Source organism: Akkermansia muciniphila, from assembly GCF_900184965.1.
In the GTDB taxonomy this organism is placed as follows: Bacteria; Verrucomicrobiota; Verrucomicrobiia; order Verrucomicrobiales; family Akkermansiaceae; genus Akkermansia; species Akkermansia muciniphila_A.
Genome location: NZ_FXYA01000173.1, coordinates 1 through 18,597 on the forward strand (window position 1 = coordinate 1; position 18,597 = coordinate 18,597).

Below are 18,597 nucleotides of genomic sequence, written 5' to 3' on the forward strand. Positions count from 1 at the left end.
GTTGTACTCCGCGCGCAGGCCGTGCCGTTCCAGGCTCACCGCCCTCCCCCTCCAGCTCATGTCGCTGTACGGGCTGTACACCGTTCCTTCCGGCACGTCCTGCAGGACGTCTCCCACGTAGGACACGCGCAGGGCCTGTGCCCACGGCTTTCCCTTCCATTCGTCCGTCCTGCCTATTTCCAGCCCCACGGGAATGGACAGGCGCTTCAGAGACGCCCCTCCGAAATCACGGCCGTACCCTCCCTGTTCCCGGAAGGCGTCCTGCGTGCCGTGCGTGAATTCCACCCTCAGGAAGGGCGTCAGCCTCCACCCTCCGGCATAGTCCGCCGTCCGGGACACTTCCGCCTGCGCCAGCCACGTTTCGTTGTTCCATTTGGCCGCGGATGCCGGAGCTCCGCCCAGGCGGCTGTTCATTTTGTTGTGCGTCTCCGCCCACGTGAGGCTTCCCTTGAAGGTCCAGCGGGCGCGCCTGCTTTCTTCCAGCAGACGGCCCCAGTACAGGGAGCCCATCCGGGTGTCCTGCGTGTTCCGGCCCTGGAAGTCCCGGCTTTTGGCATGCCCGTAGAGCTGGCCGAAGGCGATCCCCCAGATGCCGTTGTCATGGCCGAACCCGCTGTCCGCCCCCACGGAGTAGCCGCCTCCGTTGTAGTCGTAGCCGTCCACGCCTCCCCGGCTGCGCTGCCGGGCGAAGTCTCCCAGGCCCATGGCCCAGAGGTCGCGCGCATGCTTGTCGGCCAGGCGGAAGGCGTTCAGGCGGGAAAGGACATTGCCGCCCAGGGCCGCCGCGTTGGAGGCCGAGCTCCAGAGGGAGTTGAAGGCCAGCTCACCGGCCAGTTCCGGGTCAATGCTGCTGATGGGGGTTCCGTCCGCCTTCCAGACCAGCTGGAGCTGTTCGGCATAGCCGTCCCCGTCGGCGTCCGTCCACCGGTGGCTCCAGGTTCCCGTGTAGGAGTAGGGAGAGTCCACCCGGTCCGTTCCCGTGGCCTGGGAGACGACCCCGTCAAAGTTTCCCTGAAGGGTGTGTTCCGCGTCCGTCAGCACGAGGAAGACGCGGTCCTGTTTCCAGGAGCGGTCCGCGTAGAAGAAGGGGGCGTTGGAGCCCGTGTCCGCCACGCCGATAAGGCCTCCGGCCGTGAAGGATTGGGCTGCGGATAATGTCAGGCCCGGGCCGGAGTCCGGCCCGGCCTGGAGCTGGTGGCGCATGTCGAAGGTGAAGCCGCGGGAGAAGTCGGCGGTGTTGGCGTTGATGAAGGCGCTGTCTCCGGGGCGCAGCACGGCGTCCCTGCCGGAGAGGGAGAAGGCGGTGGCGTTGGCCGTGCTTCCTCCGGTGATTTCCAGCGTGCCCTGCCGTACCGTCAGGGAAGAAGAGTCATTGCCCAGATTCCGCATGTCTTCAAGCTTCCTGCCGAAGACGGCGTTGCCGCTCAGCAGGAGGGAGCCGCCATAGAGGGTGGTGTCGGCCACGAAGTTGTTGTAGCGGCTGGCAGCGAGGTGGGCTTCATCCCCCTGGTAGAGTTCGCCGCTGAAGATGATGGTTCCGTCCGTGTCCTGGACATTCCCTTCCTCATCCGTGTAACGGTTGAGCGTGAGAGTAAGTGGACGGTCGGAGTGTTCATTCCGGCTGGTAATCGGGTCGTTGAAGCGGATTTCACGCCCCTGCGCCGCGGCAAATGTCAGCGTAGGCACAGGAGCAACCTGTTCTGAAATAGTCAAGTAATCGGACATGGAAATAGCATTGGCAATGCCGTTTTTCACGGAGAAGCTGCCGTCGTCATGGCGGGTGAAAACACCCCCGGTCATGTTGCCGCTGAAAAGCACGTCCTTCGTCAGGGCGAAAAGGTCGAGTTTCCCTCCTAATTCAATGGCTCCTCCTGAGGTCTTGGCATAGTTGTTGATGAAAGTTGCCCCGTCGCTGAAAGAGATATCCGCGTCAGAGTAAATGACACCCCCAAAAGCATTGCCGGAATCACTGAATGCATAATTATTGATGAATGTAGCATTGGCTCCCATGGATATCGCCCCAGTATCTTTAACATTGTCGTACAATCCATACTTCCTGACCCACATCACACCACCGGTAGCACAGCCGGAGTTAGAAGAAACATAGTTGCCGATAAAAAGGGCATTCTCCCCTACAGTTATTGTACTTCCGCCTATGTCATCTAAAAATACTCCACCCCAGGAGTTTCGTGAATCCATGTCAACATAATTGCCGGAGAAGAGGGCGTTATCCCCTATGATGATACCTCCATTTCTGCACCAAATCGCACCTCCGCCATCTTTTTCAGTATCGTCCCTATTACCGGAGAATATGGCGTTATCTCCTATTGCGATTCTTGTATCACAAATCTTTATAGCACGATCATTATTGGAGAAAACTGTGTTATCTTCCAATGTCAGGGAGATAGCTCTTCTGAGGCTGGCATTGACGTCGTAAACGACATTTTCGGCATAGATGGCGGCTCTCCCAGAAGAATTCTTAAATTGAATATCGCCTATTATTTTTGTAGCAAGGGCGTACTCATCCATCTGTAGGCCACGACCATTACTCAGAATGATAGAATCCAGCATTAAAGTGCCAACTCCGTTCACGTCAAGAACTCCTGACATATCGGGATCTCCAGAAGAGTCGGGCCTAAAGGGATTGAAGTTGAATCTATATAAACAGTCCCCTCCCCCCAATTTTGCCAAATCGATGGTGCGGAAAGTATCCGGATCATTGGACCGGAAATTAACGGCTACCGTCAGACCGCCAGTCAGCGAGAAATCGTCATTGTGCAGAATGACGGTATCCCCGGAAGACAGCGTTCCGGAAGCAGCCAGTTCCTGAAGCGTGTTATACACATGCTGCCCCGGGTTGGTTGCCTGGGCGGCGTCCACCACGAATTCCGCCCCGGAAGCGGCAGTCGCCAGCGTTACGGAAAACAGAAGACGACCCAGCAGGAAGCGGCGCAACGGCAATGGAAGAATAAGTCTCATATCTTTTAAAAAGAATCATTAATATTGGAAGGCCCGCTAAATAGCGGATTTCGAATCCGCTGTTCACGCTGCGGTTTGACAGGAAAAGTCTTAGAAAATATCCCGCTTATCCCAAAATATGTCCTCAGTGAAACGGCAGGCGCGCGTTACCCCCGGAGAACAGCGGCGGCCAGTATCCGAAGGATCATGAGAGACAAATACAATTTTTTTATTATCAATACATTTCTCATTCACACAGAACACGCGTTTTCCATGACGGCACAAAAAATGCATATCCTACTAAAATAATAGGATTGACAGCGGATTCGAAATACGCATCGTCAATGCCCCTCGTGCACGGCATGCGGGAACTCCTGCTGCAACAAGGCGGCAGGAGCCTTTCACGGCCCCTGCCATGGGGAAAATAAGCGTGCTCCGCCCCCCTGTTCCGGCGGCGTTCACGAAAAGTTTCCCGCGGCGGGAACAGAAGACGCAAAAGCGCTTCCGGCGGCCCGGGACCGCCCTGCGGCGCGGCCCCGCTCCCGCGGACATAAAGTCTCAGGCAGTTTCATGAAATGGCATTGCATTTCCTTATGCAGCATATAGAATAATGGGGTGGCACATTGCGACACTACACAACCGGACTTAAAGGAAAATGCCGTCAGGGCTTTCAAGGCCATGTTGCTGGCGCGGGCCTTCGACACCAAAATTTCCAGCCTTTACAAAGCGGGCAAAATTACGGGGGGCGTTTATCTGGGCCGCGGGCATGAAGCGATTGCCGCGTGCGGAGGCGTCTTTCTGACTGCCGGCTACGATGTCATCGCCCCGTTCATCCGGGAACAGGCGGCACGCGTCGCCTGGGGGGAACCGATTATTGAAGCGGCGCGCGCCTACCTGGGTTCCGCCCTGGGATGCATGAAAGGGCGGGACGGCAATGTCCACCGGGGCCTGCCCGCGGAAGGCTATATGGCTCCCATCAGCCATCTGGGCAGCACGGTGGCTTTCGTCATCGGCTGCCTTTTCGCCAAGCGCCTGGACGGCAAACTGCCCGGCCCCGTGGGAGTGGCCTTCTGCGGAGACGGCACCACGTCCACGGGAGCTTTCCATGAAGCCGCCAATATGGCGAAGGTGGAGCGGCTGCCGCTGGTGCTCGTGGTGACCAATAATCAATTTGCCTACTCTACTCCCAATATCAGGGAATTCGGAGAAGCCTCCCTGGCGGACAGGGGCCGCGGCTACGGATTCACCGTGCATGAAACGGACGGCACGGACTTCATGGCCACGCTGGAAACCTTCCGGGCCGCCGTCAAGAACGCGAGGGAAGGCCGGGGGCCCCAGTGGGTGCTTGCCAAGACCCTCCGCATGTGCGGGCACGGGGAGCATGACGACGCCTCCTACATCCCCAGGGAGCTGAAAGAGGAATATGAAAAAAAAGACCCCGTGGCGGTCGCGGAACGGCAGCTGCTGGCAGCCGGCTGGCTCACGCCGGAAGAAACGGCGGCTCTGAAAAAACAGTATGCCGACGAAGTCCAGCTGGCCGTAGCCACCGCGCAGCGGGAACCGGAGCCGGACCCCTTCCGGGAAGACTGGAACGCCACGGTATGGAGACCTTATTAAGCCAGCAAACGGAAGATTCCCATGAGCGTAACATACATTGATGCCATCCACGACGCCCAGAAAGACCTGCTTACGGAAGACAGGGACGTCTTTCTGTACGGGCAGGACATAGGCGTTTTCGGCGGCGCTTTCAAAGCGACCAAGGGCCTCAAGGAGCTGTTCCCGGACCGGGTCATTGACTCCCCCATCAGTGAGGACGCCATGGCCGGCATGGTGACCGGGGCCGCCGTCATGGGCAAGAAGCCCATTATGGAAATACAGTTTGCCGACTTCAGCACGATCGCTTTCAACCAGATTGTCAACATGGCGGCCACCCATTACTACCGCACGGGCGTTCCCGCCAACATTACGGTGCGCCTGCCCTGCGGGGGAACCCCCGGCACCGGCCCTTTCCACAGCCAGAGCCTGGAGGCTTTGTTCGCCCATTATCCGGGCCTGCACGTCATGACTCCGGCCACGGTAGCGGATGCCTACTGGATGCTGCGCCAGGCCGTGGAAATTCCGGACCCCGTCATTTTTCTGGAACACAAATTCTTGTACCGCTGGCTGAAGGCGGAGGACAACTACCGGGAAGCCCCGGCCATCCCGTTCGGCATGGCCAGGATCGCCCGCACGGGGAAACACGCCACCGTGGTGGCGTACAGCGCCATGGTGCCGGAAGCCGTGCGCGCGGCAGACCTGCTTGAAAAGGAAAGCGGCTATGAAGTGGAGGTCGTGGATCTCCGGACGGTGCGCCCGCTGGACATGGATACCGTCATCGCCTCCGTAGCGCGCACCGGCCGCGTCCTGGTCGTCGGGGAAGACTTTCCGTGGGGCGGCGTCACGGCGGAGGTTGTTTCGCGCATTGTCGCGGAAGGCTTCCACCTGCTGGACGCTCCGCCCCAGAAGCTCAACGCGCGGGATACCCCCATCCCCCAGCACCCCAACCTCTGGAAGGCGCACCGCCCCACGCTGGAATCCATCGCCGCCTCCATCCGCCATCTTTTATCCATTTGATTCAACCCAGTTTCCATCATGCCTAAAGTACCCATTCTGATGCCCCAGCTCGGGGATTCCATTGCGGAAGCCACCGTGCTGCGCCTGCTGGCGGCCCAGGGCGATACCGTAGAAGCCGACCAGGAAATCTTTGAGGTAGAAACCAACAAGGCCACCATGGGGGTCACCACCATGTGCGGCGGCATCCTGAGCGATGTGTTCATCAAGGAAGGGGAATCCGTCGTGGTCGGCGCCTGCATGGCCATGATTGAGGCCACGGAAGAGGAAATTGAGCGTTCCGGAGCGACCCCGGCCGGAGACTCCACCCAGCCGTCCCTTCCAGCCAGTCCGGAATCCGTTCCCCAGGCCGCGCCCTCCGCCCCTCCCCGGGAGGAACAACCCGCGGGCGTCCATTTCGGAGTGACGGGGGAATCCTACCAGGAAAACGGAACGGACCTGAAAGTCCAGCCCAGCGTGCGCGGCCTTCCCGTACCCGCCGGCATGAAGGGCGCGCATTACATGTCCCCCCGGATGAAGGCGCGCATGGATGAATTGGGCATGAGAGCCTCCGACATCGCTTTCATCTCCGGTTCCGGGGCGGGCGGGCGCGTCACCATTGACGACCTGGAAGAATTCCTGGAATATGTCAGCCAATGGCCGAACCGCAAGGCCTCCTCCATGCGGCTGGCCGTGGCGGACGCCATGCGCCGCAGCTGGACGCGCCCCCTGGCCTCCGCCGGGCGCCCCGTATTCATGGATCCTCTCATCAAGCACAGGCAGAATTCCCCGCTGCGGCCCGGCATCACCCTGTACTTTGCCCGCGCCCTGGCCCTGGCCCTGGCGGAAAGCCCGGAATGCGCCGGCTACCTGGTGGGGGAAAACATTCTTTCTCCCAAAACGATTGACATCGGCATCGCCGCCCAGGTGGCGGACGGCGTCATGGTTCCCGTGCTGCGCCGCGTGAACGAACGGACGATGGAAGAACTGCTGGAAGACTATAACAGGCTGATTGCCCAGGCGCGCCGCCGCAGGCTGGCGCCGGAAGACAGCACGGGGGGCATCGCCACGGTCACCAACTTCGGCGGCTTCGGCCTCACCTTTGCCGCGCCCATGCCCATGCCCAGCGAATCCATTATCCTGGGGGTGGGAGCCGTCACCAAAACCCCGGTCTGGAGTGACGAAGTGGAGGCGTTCATTCCCATTTCCAAGGCCAACATCGTGGCTACGGGAGACCACCGCGTGGTGGACGGAGCGGACATCGGACGCCTGCTCAAGCGCGTGGCGGAACTGCTCCAGCGCCCGGAATACCTGTAACCAGCACCGTTCCCCCAGCTTCACGCCGCATGACAACAGACCCGCCCGTATTAGGCCTGGTAGCCGGAGACGGCGTTTATCCGGAATATATTGTCCGGGGCGCACGCCGCCGGACGCCGGAATTGCGTATCGTGGCCGTAGGGTTCAAGGGGGAAACCAACCCCGCCGTCATCCCCCTGTGCGACGCTTACCAGGAATTCAGCGTGGGCCAGATAAGCAAGCCGTTTTCCTTCCTGAAAAAGCACGGCGTCAGGAACGTCATCATGGCCGGCGGCATCAATCCGAAGAACATTCTCTCCCTACGCCCGGATCTCCGCGCCCTTTCCGTATTGATGCGCATGCCGGAAAAGAATGCGGACTCCCTGCTTGGGGCCGTCATCACGGAAGCGGAAAAGGAAGGGTTCACCATCCTCCCGGCCTCCACCTACATGGAGGAACACATGCCGCAGCCGGGGCATATCGCCGGACCGCTTCCCACGCCTGAACAATGGGAGGATGCCCGCTTCGGCATGCAGGTGGCCAAGGAAATCAGCCGCCTCCACATCGGGCAGTCCGTTATCGTGCACGGCGGCACCGTCATCGCCGTGGAAGCGATTGAAGGCACCAACAACTGCATACGGCGCGGCGGGAAACTGGGCAACGGCAAACCGGCCACGCTGGCCAAAGTGGCCCGTCTGGGGCACGACATGCGTTTTGACATCCCCACCGTCGGCCCCGTCACCATTGAAACGTGCGCGGAATGCGGCGTCAGGCAGATCGCCCTGGAAGCGGGCAAGACTATTTTGCTGGAACGCGGCCGGGTGGCGGAATTATGCAAAAGGCATAAAATCAGCCTGCATGCCCTCCAAACCGTGGAACAGGACAGCCCTCCCCCGGAAGACCGGCCTGCATAAAAAATCCCCTCGCCCGGAAATCCGGACAAGGGGAGACCATTCCCGCATACGGGAGGAGGCATGGGAAACGGCTTGCCTCAACCGCCGCCGGGACTAAGAATTCTTATCCTTGTCCATCATGGATTTGGCCTTGTCGCGCACGCTCTCAGCCATGTCCTTGACGGCTTCCTTGCCTTTTTCGCAGGCCTCCTTCATCTTGTGCTTGCCTTCCTCCATTTTTCCGGAAGCGGCATTGTTCGCACATCCGCAGCCTTTATTCATATGATCTTTGGATTCGCACATAATAAGCAAATATTTTTATTGTCGATCATTTGAATTAACCGTTTTTCACGGCGTCACCTACGGCCTCGGCCTTATCGGCAGCCCTGTCCGCCGCATGGTCAACGGCGTCCCGGGTGTCCTGATAAGCATCCCTGGCGGTTTCCTTGCCCTTTTCGTAAGCGTCCTTGGCAACCTGCCTGCCTTCCTTCATTTTTTCGGAGGCGGCGTCTTTGGCGGCCTTGGCGCCTTCTTTCATGTGCTCTTTGGCTTCAGCCATGTCCTTGTCTCCCTTGGAGCAGGAGCCGCTGCCGCAGGCTCCCTGGGCCAGGGCTACCACCGGAATCGCAACGGCCGCTGCCGCTATCATATAGATCAATTTTTTCATGATGTTATTCTATTTGGTTTCATTCCAATAGACTCTTTTTTCATGAAAAACCATGAATCCGGCAGTGTCATTCTGCGTTCACTCCCTCAAGTTAAAAGCCAGAACCGCCGCAGCGGCAACGCAATCCCGGCATGGCACGGCCCCCTCTTTTTTCAATTCCCTGCAATAGGAATAACCCAGCTTTTCCACAAACCGCCGCCTCAGCTCCTCTCTGGATTCCACGGGCGTACAGAGCAGCGCCCCGTAAAGCGCGCCGCACAGGCCGTCCGGAGCCTTTCCGGTACCGCAAGCGGAGACGGTTTCCAGCAAATCCTCCCTGCCCAGAGCCGCGCAGACAGCCTGGGCGCAGTTGTGGCGCCAGGGCGCCGTGCGGAAGGTGGACAGAGCTTTTTCCTCTACGTTCATGCCCTTACTGTAGGCTCCTTCTCTTTTCGGGTCAAGACCCCCTTCCCGGCCATCCGGCCGGAAGGGGGAAAGCGGTTCCTCCCGGCATCCCGCCCCGGAGGAACTTACTTTCCGGCAAGCCTCCGGCTGGTTTCCAGGCGCGCAGCCAGTTCCTCAAAGGGAACAGTTCCATCCAGGCAAAAGCTCACCCAGTTTTTCTTATTCATATGGTAGGCCGGAAAACGGCTGCGATGATCCACAAGCCCCCCGGATTCACCGGGACAAACCCGCAGGTTCAACACCTCAACCCGTTCCCGTGAACTTCCCCCCAGCTTCAACCGCGGCACAGCCAGAAAAGCGGCGTACCATTTTTCCGTATCCTTCCGCCGCACTACTGCGTTCCCCGGAAACTTCCTCCACAGGAATTCCAGTTCTTCCCCGTAAGCTTTCCGGATGTGCGCGATGAGACTCCGGGCAGGAGCCGCCTTGAAAAAATCAGGTTCAAAGCAGCATTCCGCCACATGCCACAATTCTTCCTCATATTCCCTGCGGAGCGTTCTTGTCCGCAACCTGTCCTCCGTTGCCGGGGCGGCATGCCGGATATTTTTCCCGTCCTCCTGATGCACCGTTGCATGAACGGAACCGTCCGCGTGTATTTCCAATTCCATGCAAAGCTGCCCGTTCAGCAATGCCGCCCTGTGCAGAAAACCGTTTTCCACCCGAACGCAACCGAAGGAAAGCAGCTTTTCCATGCACGGCTTCCTGTCCCTGAAAACGCGTTCCACAGCTTTTTCATACCAGCTTTTCCGGGGAATACGGCGAAAGAACATAAGAAAAACAGGGTTAAAGACAAAAAAGGGAAAGCCCCCCTCCGTTGCCGTTCAGATTCAGACGGAATCATGATAAAACCGCACGAAAACGGCACAAGGATAAAATACCCCGCGGCGCAACTCCGGGACGCGCGCCGGAAAAACGGCTTCATCTGCCCGTCAGCACATACCACACGAACAGGCTGTTGTGCTTCACGTACCGCCTGAGGAGCCTTCCCGGCTCCCGGTAAATGCGGTACAGCCATTCTAGGCCGTTCTTCTGCATCCACCGCGGGGCCCGTTTCACCGTACCGGCATGAAAAGCGAACGCCGCCCCTACGCCCACATAAACCGCGGGGGACAGCAACTCCCTCTGCTCCGCCATCCACCGTTCCTGTTTCGGGCAGCCCAGCCCCACCCATACCACATTGGCCCCGCTTGAAGCGACCGCCTTCCGCATGTGTTCCAGATCTTCTTCCGTCCAAGGCCGGAACGGAGGGGAATACGAGCCGGCCAGTTGAAAACCGGGGTATTTTTCCTTTAATGCCCCAGACAGGGCTTTCAGCAGCTTTTCATCCCCGCCCAGCAAAAAATGGCGCAAGCCCGGATACTGCACATTCAAACGCACCAGCGCTTCCATCAGATCCGGCCCGCTCACGCGGCGGGCTTCCCTTTCCCCGGGGGAAAGGCCCCTGTTCAGCTTCCACACCACCGGCATACCGTCCGGGCAAATCACATCCATCCGTTCCAGCATGTTCCCGTAGTCCCGGTCATGCACGCCGCGGGTCACTACATGGACGTCCGCCGCGGCCACCAGAAACGGAGCTTCCGCCTCCAGCGCGCGTTCCGCCAGCGCGGCGGACATCTCTTCCACGGAACTGACGGCTACGGAAAAGCCGAATACGTTTCTGGTTTCGGACGGTATCCGCGCTCCGGGGCGGTCAGAATTGTCTGGAATAGTCATGGCCTGATGAACATGCAGCGTGAGCATTACGGCAGGGACAGCCTCAGCCCGTCGTACGCGGGCATGACGTTCTCCGGCAGCTTGCCGGAAAGAATCCCGTAATCCATATCATGGGACAGGTGGGTCAGCACGGCGCGGCGGGGCCGGACGGCGGCAATGGCGGCCAACGTTTCCTCCAGGCACATGTGCGTGGGATGCAGATGATAACGCAGCCCGTCAATAATCAGCAGATCCACTCCTTTCATCCTCTCCAGGGACGGTTCCGGGATGCTTTTCACATCCGGCATGTAAACCAGGCTCCGGCCTTCCGCCTCCAGGAGATAGGCATATGTCTCCACCCCGGCATGGAGCACCGGAAGGGGCGTCGCCAGCACGTTCCCCACACGGAACGGAGCCGTCACCTCATGAGGCTCCGGCCTGACGTAGCCGCTCCGCCCCGGTTTGGGAACGAACGCCCAGCCGTACATGGTCCGCAGAGCGTCCACCGTCATGGGGGAAGCATACATGGGCAGGCCGCCGGACCGGCGCCAGCAGAAGGCGCGCAAATCATCAAACCCTCCCACGTGATCCACATGGGCATGCGTATAAAGGACGGCGTCCACGTCCGTGATATGTTCCCGCAGGGCCTGCTGCCGCAAATCCGGGGAGGAATCCAGCAGGAGGCGGGCGCCCGCGGCCTCCACATAAACAGAAGAACGCAACCGCCTGTTTCTGGGGTCCGGAGACGTGCAGACCGCGCAGGAGCAGCCTATCTGCGGCACTCCGGTGGACGTTCCTGTGCCCAAAAAGAGAATGTTCATCACAGAGGTCATGATTGCGTTTAGAGCAAATGATGCCATAATGCATTCAAAATCCAAAGCCCGAATGCTTACATTGCTGAAAATTAAAAACCTGGCCCTCGTGGACCAGCTGCTCTGGGAACCCAGTTCCGGATTCATCTGCATCACGGGGGAAACGGGGGCGGGGAAATCCGTCATCATTGGAGCCATACGCCTGGCGCTGGGAGAGCGGGCGGACAAAACGCTTATCCGCTCCGGGGAACAGCAATGCAGCGTGGAAGCTGTGTTCCATCTGCCGGAATCCTCCCCCGTGCACGCCATTCTGAACGAGCATGGCGTCCCGCCCTGCGAAGACGGCAACCTGATCATCAAGCGCCTCATTTCCTCCACGGCCAACCGCCAGTTTCTGAACGACAGCCCGTGCACCCTGAACCTGCTGCGGGAAGCGGGGGCCTGCCTGGTGGACATGCATGGCCCCAGCGACCACCGCTCCCTGGTCTCCCAGGAAAGGCAGCTTTCCCTGCTGGACGCCTTTGGAGAGCACGCCCCCCTGATGCACGCCTATTCGGACGCCTGGAGGCAATGGCAGGATGCGCGCCGGGCCTACGATGACCTGGAACATGCGGAAGCGGCCACCGCGCGGGAAATAGAACTGCTGCGCCACCAGGTGGATGAAATAGATTCCGCCGCCTTCACTCCGGAGGAAATGCTCACGCTGGAAGAGCGCTGGCAGCGCGCCCGCAACGGCACCCGGCTCCGGGAACAGGTCTCCAAAATGCTTTCCATGCTGGAGGAAACGGATGTGCCCGGCCTGGGGACCCAATTAAGGGAACTGACACGGGCGGCCCATGAGCTGGAACGCATGGACGCTTCCACCGCCGCGTGGCTGGCCCCGCTGGCGGAAGTGAATTTGGAACTCAAGGAAATCGAGGGACGCCTGGCGGATTATTCCGCCGAACTGGACTGCGACCCCCGGGAGCTTTTCCAGCTGGAGGAACGCATCAACCTGCTGGAATCACTGAAAATGAAATACGGCCCCTCCTTTGAGGACGTCTGCTCCCGGAGGGAGGAGGCGGCCGGCCGCCTGGACCGCATGGAACACCGCACGGAACGCCTGGAAGAGCTGAGGGCCTCCATCGCCGTTTTGCGCAAGCAGATGGACGCCGCCGGGCAGGCCCTGACCAAAGCGCGCCAGGACTCCGCTCCCAGGCTGGCGGCCTCCATCGTCAGGCACTCCCGGGAGCTGGGATTCCGCCAGGCCGTCTTTGAAGTGAGCCTCTCCCCCCTTCAGGAACCGGGCTCACAGGGAATGGAAACGGTGGAATTCCTGTTTGGCCCCAATCCCGGGGAACCTTCCAAGCCTCTCCGCCTGATTGCCTCCAGCGGGGAACTGGCGCGCATCATGCTGGCGATTAAAAGCGCCCTGGCCCACAAGGATTCCACCCCCCTGCTGGTGTTTGACGAAATAGACGCCAACGTGGGCGGGGAAGTGGCGCGGGCCGTGGGATTCAAGATGCAGCAGCTTGGAAACAGGCACCAGGTGATTTCCATCACGCACTTTCCGCAGGTGGCGGCCCTGGCTTCCCATCATTACCTGGTTCAGAAAGCTTCCGCGGGCAACCGCACCATCTCCTGCCTGCGGGAGGTGAGCCATGAAGAGCGGGTGGATGAACTGGTCCGCATGCTGGGCGGCGGCGGAGACCACGCACGCACGCTGGCCCAGGCCCTGCTGCGGCCCTCATGAACGGGAAACCGCCGGAGGGGAGGGGAGAACTGCCCTATTTCCCCAGGCGCGGGTTGAATCTGCGCAGCCTCAGGGAGTTGAATACCACGCACAGGGAACTCAAACTCATCGCGCCGGCGGCAAGCATGGGATTCAGCGTAAGGCCGAAGGCGGGATATAAACACCCGGCGGCCAGCGGAATGCCGATGATGTTGTAAAAGAAAGCCCAGAAGAGGTTCTGCCTGATGATGAGCAGCGTGGCGCGGCCCAGCTGGAGAGCTTCCGCCACGCCAGCGGGGTTGCTTTTCATCAGCACGATGTCGGAAGATTCCATCGCCAGCTCCGTTCCGGACTTCATGGAAATGCCCACCCGGGCGCAGGCCAGCGCCGGGGCGTCGTTCACGCCGTCCCCCACCATCGCCACCCTGTCCCCGCGTTCCTCCATCTTCATCACATGGGAGGCTTTTTCATCCGGAAGCACGTCGGAAACCACCTCGTCAATGCGGAGTTCTCCGGCCATATGCCGCGCCGTGGCGGCGTTGTCCCCCGTCAGCATGACGACGCGCAGGTTCATCCGCTTCAGACTGTCCACCGCCGCGCGGCTGTCCGGTTTCAGGGAATCCGCCACCATGATGACGCCGGCGGGGCTTCCCCCCCGGCCCACATACAGCGGGGACGCGCCCTGCCGCATGAATTCCCGCAGGCGGCTTTCATCCTCCTTCCAGAAGATTCCCCTATCCCGCATGAATCCGGAATTGCCCACCGCGTAAGGCGCCCCGTCCACCGTTCCGGCAATGCCGCGGCCAGGAACCACGGACAAATCCGCCACGGCGCGGACGGGCAAATTCAGAAGCCTGGCGTGTTCATAAACAGCCTTTCCCACCGGATGTTCCGAACCCTGTTCCAAAGCCGCCGCCATTTCCACCAGCTCATCCGCATCCATGCCTTCCTCCGGCAGCACGGCCACTACCCGCGGCTCCCCTTCCGTCAGGGTGCCCGTCTTGTCAAAAACGACGGTATCCACGCGGCTCAGGGCTTCCAGGGCTCCGGCGGACTTGCACAGAATGCCCAGCCGCGCGCCCCTGCCCGTCCCCACCATAATGGCAATAGGCGTGGCGAGCCCCAGGACGCAGGGGCAGGAAATCACCAGCACCGCAATGGCCCTGGCGAGGGCGAAGGAAAACCCCTCCCCGGCGGCCATCCACCCAACCAGCGATACCAGGGCAACGGCAATGACCGCAGGGACAAAGAAATAGCATACCCGGTCCGCCAGACGCGAAATGGGCGCCTTGGACTGGCCGGCCTGCTCCACCAGGCGGATCATGCGGGCCAGCGTGGAATCCCCGCCCACGCGTTCCGCGCGGATTTTGAGATACCCGGCCCGGTTGAACGTTCCGCTGATTACCCGGTCCCCCGCCGTCCTGTCCGCAGGCATGCTTTCCCCCGTCAGGTCCGATTCATCCAGAGCCGCCTGCCCCTCTTCAATCATGCCGTCCACCGGAATCCGCTGCCCGGTTTTCACCACCACCAGGTCCCCGGAACGAATTTCATCCAGCGGAACGGCGCGCTCCGCGCCGCCGTGCCATACCAGCGCCTCCTGGGGAACCAGCTTCACCAACCCTTTTACGGCGGCATTCGTTTTCCGGCAAGAGCGGCGTTCAAGGTATTTCCCCAGGGAAATCAGGGTGACGATCATGGCCGCAGATTCAAAATACAGCTCCATTCCATCCACACTGAACCCCTGCCACATCCCCGCAACCAACAAATACAGCCCATACAGAAAAGCGGAGCCGGAACCGATGGCGATCAGGGAATCCATATTGGGAGACAGCGCAACAAGCTGCCACACGCCGTTTATCAAATAATGCCGGTTCAGCCACAGGACGGCGCCCGTCAAAATACACTGCGTCCACCAATTCATCCAGAGGCCCCAACTCCCTCCCGGAACGGGCCAGTTCCACATGGGGCCCATGGACAAATACATCAAAGGGACCAGCAGCAGAATGGACCAGACGAGGCGGGAGCCGCCCGTTTCCTCCTGTTCCTGCCTCTCCTCTTTCTGCGCTCCGGCAAGCGGCTGCTCCTTCCAATCCGCCACGCGGAAGCCGGCTTTCTCCACCACCGGAGCTATCCGCTCCATGGCGGGGGAATCAGGCTTTTCAAACAAAACGGTCATCCGCCCCGTCAGCAAATTCAGCTCGACGCGCTCCACCCCCTCCAGTCCCTCCACGGCGCGTTCCACCTTGGCGGCACACCCGGCGCAATGCATGCCGGAAACAAGATAGTTCTTTTCTTCCATTGTCATTAAAACGGAGTGTCTGATGTTCCGGGTCCAGATAAGGCCCCATACTGTTAGTTGGCTCTAACACATCTATTCCGTTTCTCAAGCCGCTTTCGCGGCTTCAGCCCTTTCTGATAAAAAATGACAAAAAAACGTCCGCAGCCCCGTACCAGTAACAAACACCTTTATTTTCCCCCATGAACATGCCTCCTCTATTCAAAGTCCTGGCCAGCGCGGCCTTGTTGTCCACCCCCCTCCACGCCCAGCTTTACACCCTCCACGGAGACGGCGTCAAAAAAACGGAGAGAGTCGTGGAAAAAGCGGATTATTCCGACTACGAACTTGTCTGGCACGACGAATTCGACAAAGACGGCCGTCCGGACCCCGCCAAATGGAATTATGAACACGGTTTCGTCCGCAACAAGGAAGCGCAATGGTACCAGCCGGAAAACGCCTGTTGCAAAGACGGCATGCTGATTATTGAAGGCAGGAAGGAAAAACATGCCAATCCCCATTACGATCCGGCGGGGAAAAACTGGCAGACGACGCGGAAGGAGGCGGAATACACCTCTGCCTCCCTGACGACGCGCGGCAAATTTTCCTGGTTGTACGGGCGGTTTGAAATCCGGGCCAGATTCAGCCCGCGGGAAGGCATGTGGCCTGCTTTCTGGACCCTGGGCGTCAAGGAAAAGTGGCCCATGTGCGGGGAAATAGATATCATGGAGTATTACCAGTCCACCTATCTGGCCAATCTCTGCTGGGGTTCCCCCAAAAAACACGTGGGCAAATGGAGCACCACTTACACGCCGCTCAAATGGCTTCAGGAAAAACACGCGGACTGGGCGGACAGCTTCCATGTCTTCCGTATGGACTGGGATGAACAGGAAGTGCGCCTGTATGCGGACGATATTCTGCTGAACCGGACTCCCCTGGATAATATCGTCAATGCTTCTTACAAGGAAATCGCCAACCCCTTCCGCCAGCCGCACTACATCATCCTGAACCTGGCCCTGGGCGCCACCGGCGGAGATCTGGGCAAACTGCCGCTTCCCCAGAAATATGAAATAGACTACGTTCGCATTTACCAGAAAAAGGACTCCCCCCATAAGGGAACCATTCCATACCGGACGGAAAAGTAACCGTCCTTTTCCGGAAACGGGAACAAGAGCAGGAATTGCGGCGCATGGGATAGCCGGAGCAAAAATACTCCCACAGGCATGATGCCTCTATCCCTCGGTTTCCATCCTTCGGAAACGGGAGGCCAGCCGTTATTCTTTAGCTTTCCCCTTGAGAACCAGAAGAACATGTTCCGCCATAAGGGCGTGGCCCTCTGCGTTAGGATGCACGCCATCCGCCAGCAGGCTTTCACGGCCCTTCATCACCTTGTTGAAATCAATTACTTTGGATCCGGTGCTTTTCGCCGCCTGCCTGATAAGAGGAATAACCTCCTTTTCAATGCATTCCCTGCTGATTCCCCCGGCCCTGGCTTCCTGTGACGGGACAGGAAGCAGGCAGTACACTTTCAGCCTGGGGTTCCGTTTCCGGAATTCTGCGATGACTTCCTTATAATTGCTTACAAAATCTTCCTTGTGGCTCCAATTCACTTTTTTGCTGTCATTGGTGCCCAACCCCACCAATAAAATGTCAGGTTGGAACGCCAAAGCATCCCGATAAGCCTTTTCCCGCGTAATAGGGCGATCCCCCTTGAACAGCAGACAACGGGCCGATACGCCGAAGTTGCCCACCTCCGCCTTCTTGCCCAGAGCCTCCGCCGCACGGGACACCCAGCACTCTTCTTTCCTGACTCCCAGCCCGGCAGTAATGCTGTCTCCCAGACAGGCCAGCTTTACAGCGGAAAAGCCGTCCGCCGGCAGAAAAACGGCCAGCAGCCCCATCCACAACAAAACAATAAGATTTTTCATGGCGAAAAATAATCTGATGGAAATGGCTTACTGGAAACGCCTCTGAAAGTAAAGCCTTCACTCCGGCCCGTCCGCTGGTCTTTTCCTGCGGAATTGCGGCATGAAAAAAGCCCCATCCGGACAAACCGGACGGGGCCCTTCAAATAACGGAAAGAGGGACGGATCAGTTTACGCGGCCCAGATAGGAACCGTCTTCCGTCTTTACGGAAATCTTTTCACCGGGCTTGATGAACAGGGGCACCTGCACCACCAGTCCGGTGGTCATCGTGGCGGATTTGTAAACATTGTTCGCGCTGTCACCCTTGACGCCTTCAGGAGCTTCCGCCACTTCCATGGTGATGGCGGCGGGGAGTTCCACGGAAACGACCGTTTCATCCGTGAAAAGCAGGATGTAGATATTGCCTTCCATCAGATAATCCTTGACGGGTTCCACGATTTCCGGAGACACGGTGATGTCTTCGTATGTATCCGGATTCATGAAGTGATAACCCATGCCGTCAATGTAGCTGAACTCATATTCCTCACGGGCGAGGTTGACGCCTTCCAGGGATTCATTGGAAGTCAGGCGAAGGTTATATACCTTTTTAGTGGAAATGCTGCGGATGCTCATTTGCACATAGGAAGCCATGCGGGGGGGGCACTTGTGCTCCATGCTGACTACAACGCAAACGTCATTGTTGTAATTGACCGCGTGTCCCTTGCGAAGATTGATTACGGGTACTTTTGCCATGCGGCCCGTACCATACCATGTTTTCCCCTCCCGTCAAGGCGAAAAAAACGGGCAACCCCTTGAGGCGCTTGGGGAAAACGCTCCTGAACAGGGAAGCGGGGAAGAAAGGGAAAACGGCCATTCCTACCGGCTGAGGTCCTGCTGGAACAGGACTTTGATGCCGCTGGAATTCAGCACGGTGCGCCCGAAGTTGAGATCCTCCACGTGAAGAGCCACCAGCGACCCGCGCCTCACGCAAGGCAGCAGGGGATAGAGAAAGTTGACGTTCATTTCCGCGGCGTACAGCGCATCCAGGCATTTTTTGAGGTCTGCGGGGCCATGGCGGAGCACCGCCACCAGCACCCCGGATTCCGTATAGCAAATACCCTTCTCCAGAAAAATTTCAGACGTCCGTTCCGGATCGCTGACAATCAGACGCGCAATGGTCGCCTCATGGCAGTCCTGCATGCTGAATCCCAGGCAGAAAATGCCGTGCATGTCCAGCAGGCCGAGGAGGGCGGTCAGGGCCCCCACCCGGTTCTGGAGCATGATGGAATATTGCTTTATCGTGCTGCCGGGGGCTTTAATGGCTTCTTCCTTCATAACAATAAAGCAAATAGGGG

General features: G+C 59.2%; 17 protein-coding genes. 6 read left to right on the top strand and 11 right to left on the bottom strand.

Features of this window, described 5'->3' with window-relative positions; all coding sequences use genetic code 11:
- Positions 1-2,979, bottom strand: a 2,979-nt coding sequence (locus CI070_RS05270) for an autotransporter family protein (protein WP_143245628.1), incomplete at its 3' end; no start/stop codon positions are given.
- A 594-nt stretch (positions 2,980-3,573) separates the two neighbouring features.
- On the opposite strand from CI070_RS05270, the gene CI070_RS05280 reads away from it, so the two are divergent.
- The 4 genes from CI070_RS05280 to CI070_RS05295 are packed head-to-tail and all read left to right on the top strand — an operon-like array spanning position 3,574 to position 7,757.
- Positions 3,574-4,575: a thiamine pyrophosphate-dependent dehydrogenase E1 component subunit alpha gene (locus CI070_RS05280; RefSeq protein ID WP_233465527.1), complete on the top strand. Its 1,002-nt coding sequence runs from the start codon at positions 3,574-3,576 to the stop codon at positions 4,573-4,575.
- 21 nt (positions 4,576-4,596) lie between these two features.
- A complete protein-coding gene (locus CI070_RS05285; protein ID WP_094136514.1) occupies positions 4,597-5,571 on the top strand; it encodes an alpha-ketoacid dehydrogenase subunit beta in 975 nt (324 codons plus the stop codon).
- 18 nt (positions 5,572-5,589) lie between these two features.
- Positions 5,590-6,864, top strand: coding sequence for a 2-oxo acid dehydrogenase subunit E2 (locus tag CI070_RS05290; RefSeq protein WP_022197234.1), 1,275 nt, complete (start codon positions 5,590-5,592; stop codon positions 6,862-6,864).
- A gap of 29 nt (positions 6,865-6,893) precedes the next feature.
- Complete coding sequence (locus tag CI070_RS05295; protein WP_094136515.1) at positions 6,894-7,757, top strand: LpxI family protein; 864 nt, start codon at positions 6,894-6,896, stop codon at positions 7,755-7,757.
- A gap of 93 nt (positions 7,758-7,850) precedes the next feature.
- Here CI070_RS05295 and CI070_RS13505 read toward each other — a convergent pair whose 3' ends face one another.
- The 6 genes from CI070_RS13505 to CI070_RS05325 all read right to left on the bottom strand — a co-directional run bounded on the left by CI070_RS13505 (position 7,851) and on the right by CI070_RS05325 (position 11,360).
- Positions 7,851-8,018 carry a hypothetical protein gene (locus tag CI070_RS13505; protein ID WP_164907846.1) on the bottom strand — a complete coding sequence of 56 codons (168 nt, stop codon included), beginning with the start codon at positions 8,016-8,018 and terminating at the stop codon, positions 7,851-7,853.
- 55 nt (positions 8,019-8,073) lie between these two features.
- On the bottom strand, positions 8,074-8,403 hold the full coding sequence (locus CI070_RS05305) for a hypothetical protein (protein WP_094136517.1): 330 nt from the start codon (positions 8,401-8,403) through the stop codon (positions 8,074-8,076).
- A gap of 78 nt (positions 8,404-8,481) precedes the next feature.
- Positions 8,482-8,808: a hypothetical protein gene (locus CI070_RS05310; RefSeq protein WP_094136518.1), complete on the bottom strand. Its 327-nt coding sequence runs from the start codon at positions 8,806-8,808 to the stop codon at positions 8,482-8,484.
- Between the two features lie 104 nt (positions 8,809-8,912).
- Complete coding sequence (locus CI070_RS05315; RefSeq protein WP_094136519.1) at positions 8,913-9,617, bottom strand: MmcQ/YjbR family DNA-binding protein; 705 nt, start codon at positions 9,615-9,617, stop codon at positions 8,913-8,915.
- Between the two features lie 148 nt (positions 9,618-9,765).
- A complete protein-coding gene (locus tag CI070_RS05320) occupies positions 9,766-10,560 on the bottom strand; it encodes a WecB/TagA/CpsF family glycosyltransferase (RefSeq protein WP_179218408.1) in 795 nt (264 codons plus the stop codon).
- Positions 10,561-10,586: 26 nt separating this feature from the next.
- Positions 10,587-11,360 carry an MBL fold metallo-hydrolase gene (locus CI070_RS05325; protein ID WP_179218409.1) on the bottom strand — a complete coding sequence of 258 codons (774 nt, stop codon included), beginning with the start codon at positions 11,358-11,360 and terminating at the stop codon, positions 10,587-10,589.
- A gap of 64 nt (positions 11,361-11,424) precedes the next feature.
- On the opposite strand from CI070_RS05325, the gene recN reads away from it, so the two are divergent.
- Positions 11,425-13,083 (top strand): DNA repair protein RecN, encoded by a 1,659-nt coding sequence (gene recN, locus CI070_RS05330; RefSeq protein ID WP_094136522.1) that lies wholly within the window; start codon positions 11,425-11,427, stop codon positions 13,081-13,083.
- Positions 13,084-13,117: 34 nt separating this feature from the next.
- Here recN and CI070_RS05335 read toward each other — a convergent pair whose 3' ends face one another.
- The gene (locus CI070_RS05335) at positions 13,118-15,367 is read right to left on the bottom strand and encodes a heavy metal translocating P-type ATPase (protein ID WP_218823911.1); all 2,250 of its coding nucleotides are present in this window, start codon (positions 15,365-15,367) and stop codon (positions 13,118-13,120) included.
- Between the two features lie 173 nt (positions 15,368-15,540).
- Here CI070_RS05335 and CI070_RS05340 point away from each other — a divergent pair, with 173 nt between their 5' ends.
- Positions 15,541-16,482 carry a glycoside hydrolase family 16 protein gene (locus tag CI070_RS05340; RefSeq protein WP_094136524.1) on the top strand — a complete coding sequence of 314 codons (942 nt, stop codon included), beginning with the start codon at positions 15,541-15,543 and terminating at the stop codon, positions 16,480-16,482.
- A 129-nt stretch (positions 16,483-16,611) separates the two neighbouring features.
- Here CI070_RS05340 and CI070_RS05345 read toward each other — a convergent pair whose 3' ends face one another.
- The 3 genes from CI070_RS05345 to CI070_RS05355 all read right to left on the bottom strand — a co-directional run bounded on the left by CI070_RS05345 (position 16,612) and on the right by CI070_RS05355 (position 18,577).
- Positions 16,612-17,265, bottom strand: coding sequence for a GDSL-type esterase/lipase family protein (locus CI070_RS05345; protein ID WP_094136525.1), 654 nt, complete (start codon positions 17,263-17,265; stop codon positions 16,612-16,614).
- 163 nt (positions 17,266-17,428) lie between these two features.
- Complete coding sequence (gene efp, locus CI070_RS05350; protein WP_012419922.1) at positions 17,429-17,995, bottom strand: elongation factor P; 567 nt, start codon at positions 17,993-17,995, stop codon at positions 17,429-17,431.
- A gap of 123 nt (positions 17,996-18,118) precedes the next feature.
- The gene (locus tag CI070_RS05355) at positions 18,119-18,577 is read right to left on the bottom strand and encodes a hypothetical protein (RefSeq protein WP_094136526.1); all 459 of its coding nucleotides are present in this window, start codon (positions 18,575-18,577) and stop codon (positions 18,119-18,121) included.
- Positions 18,578-18,597: the final 20 nt, after the last annotated feature.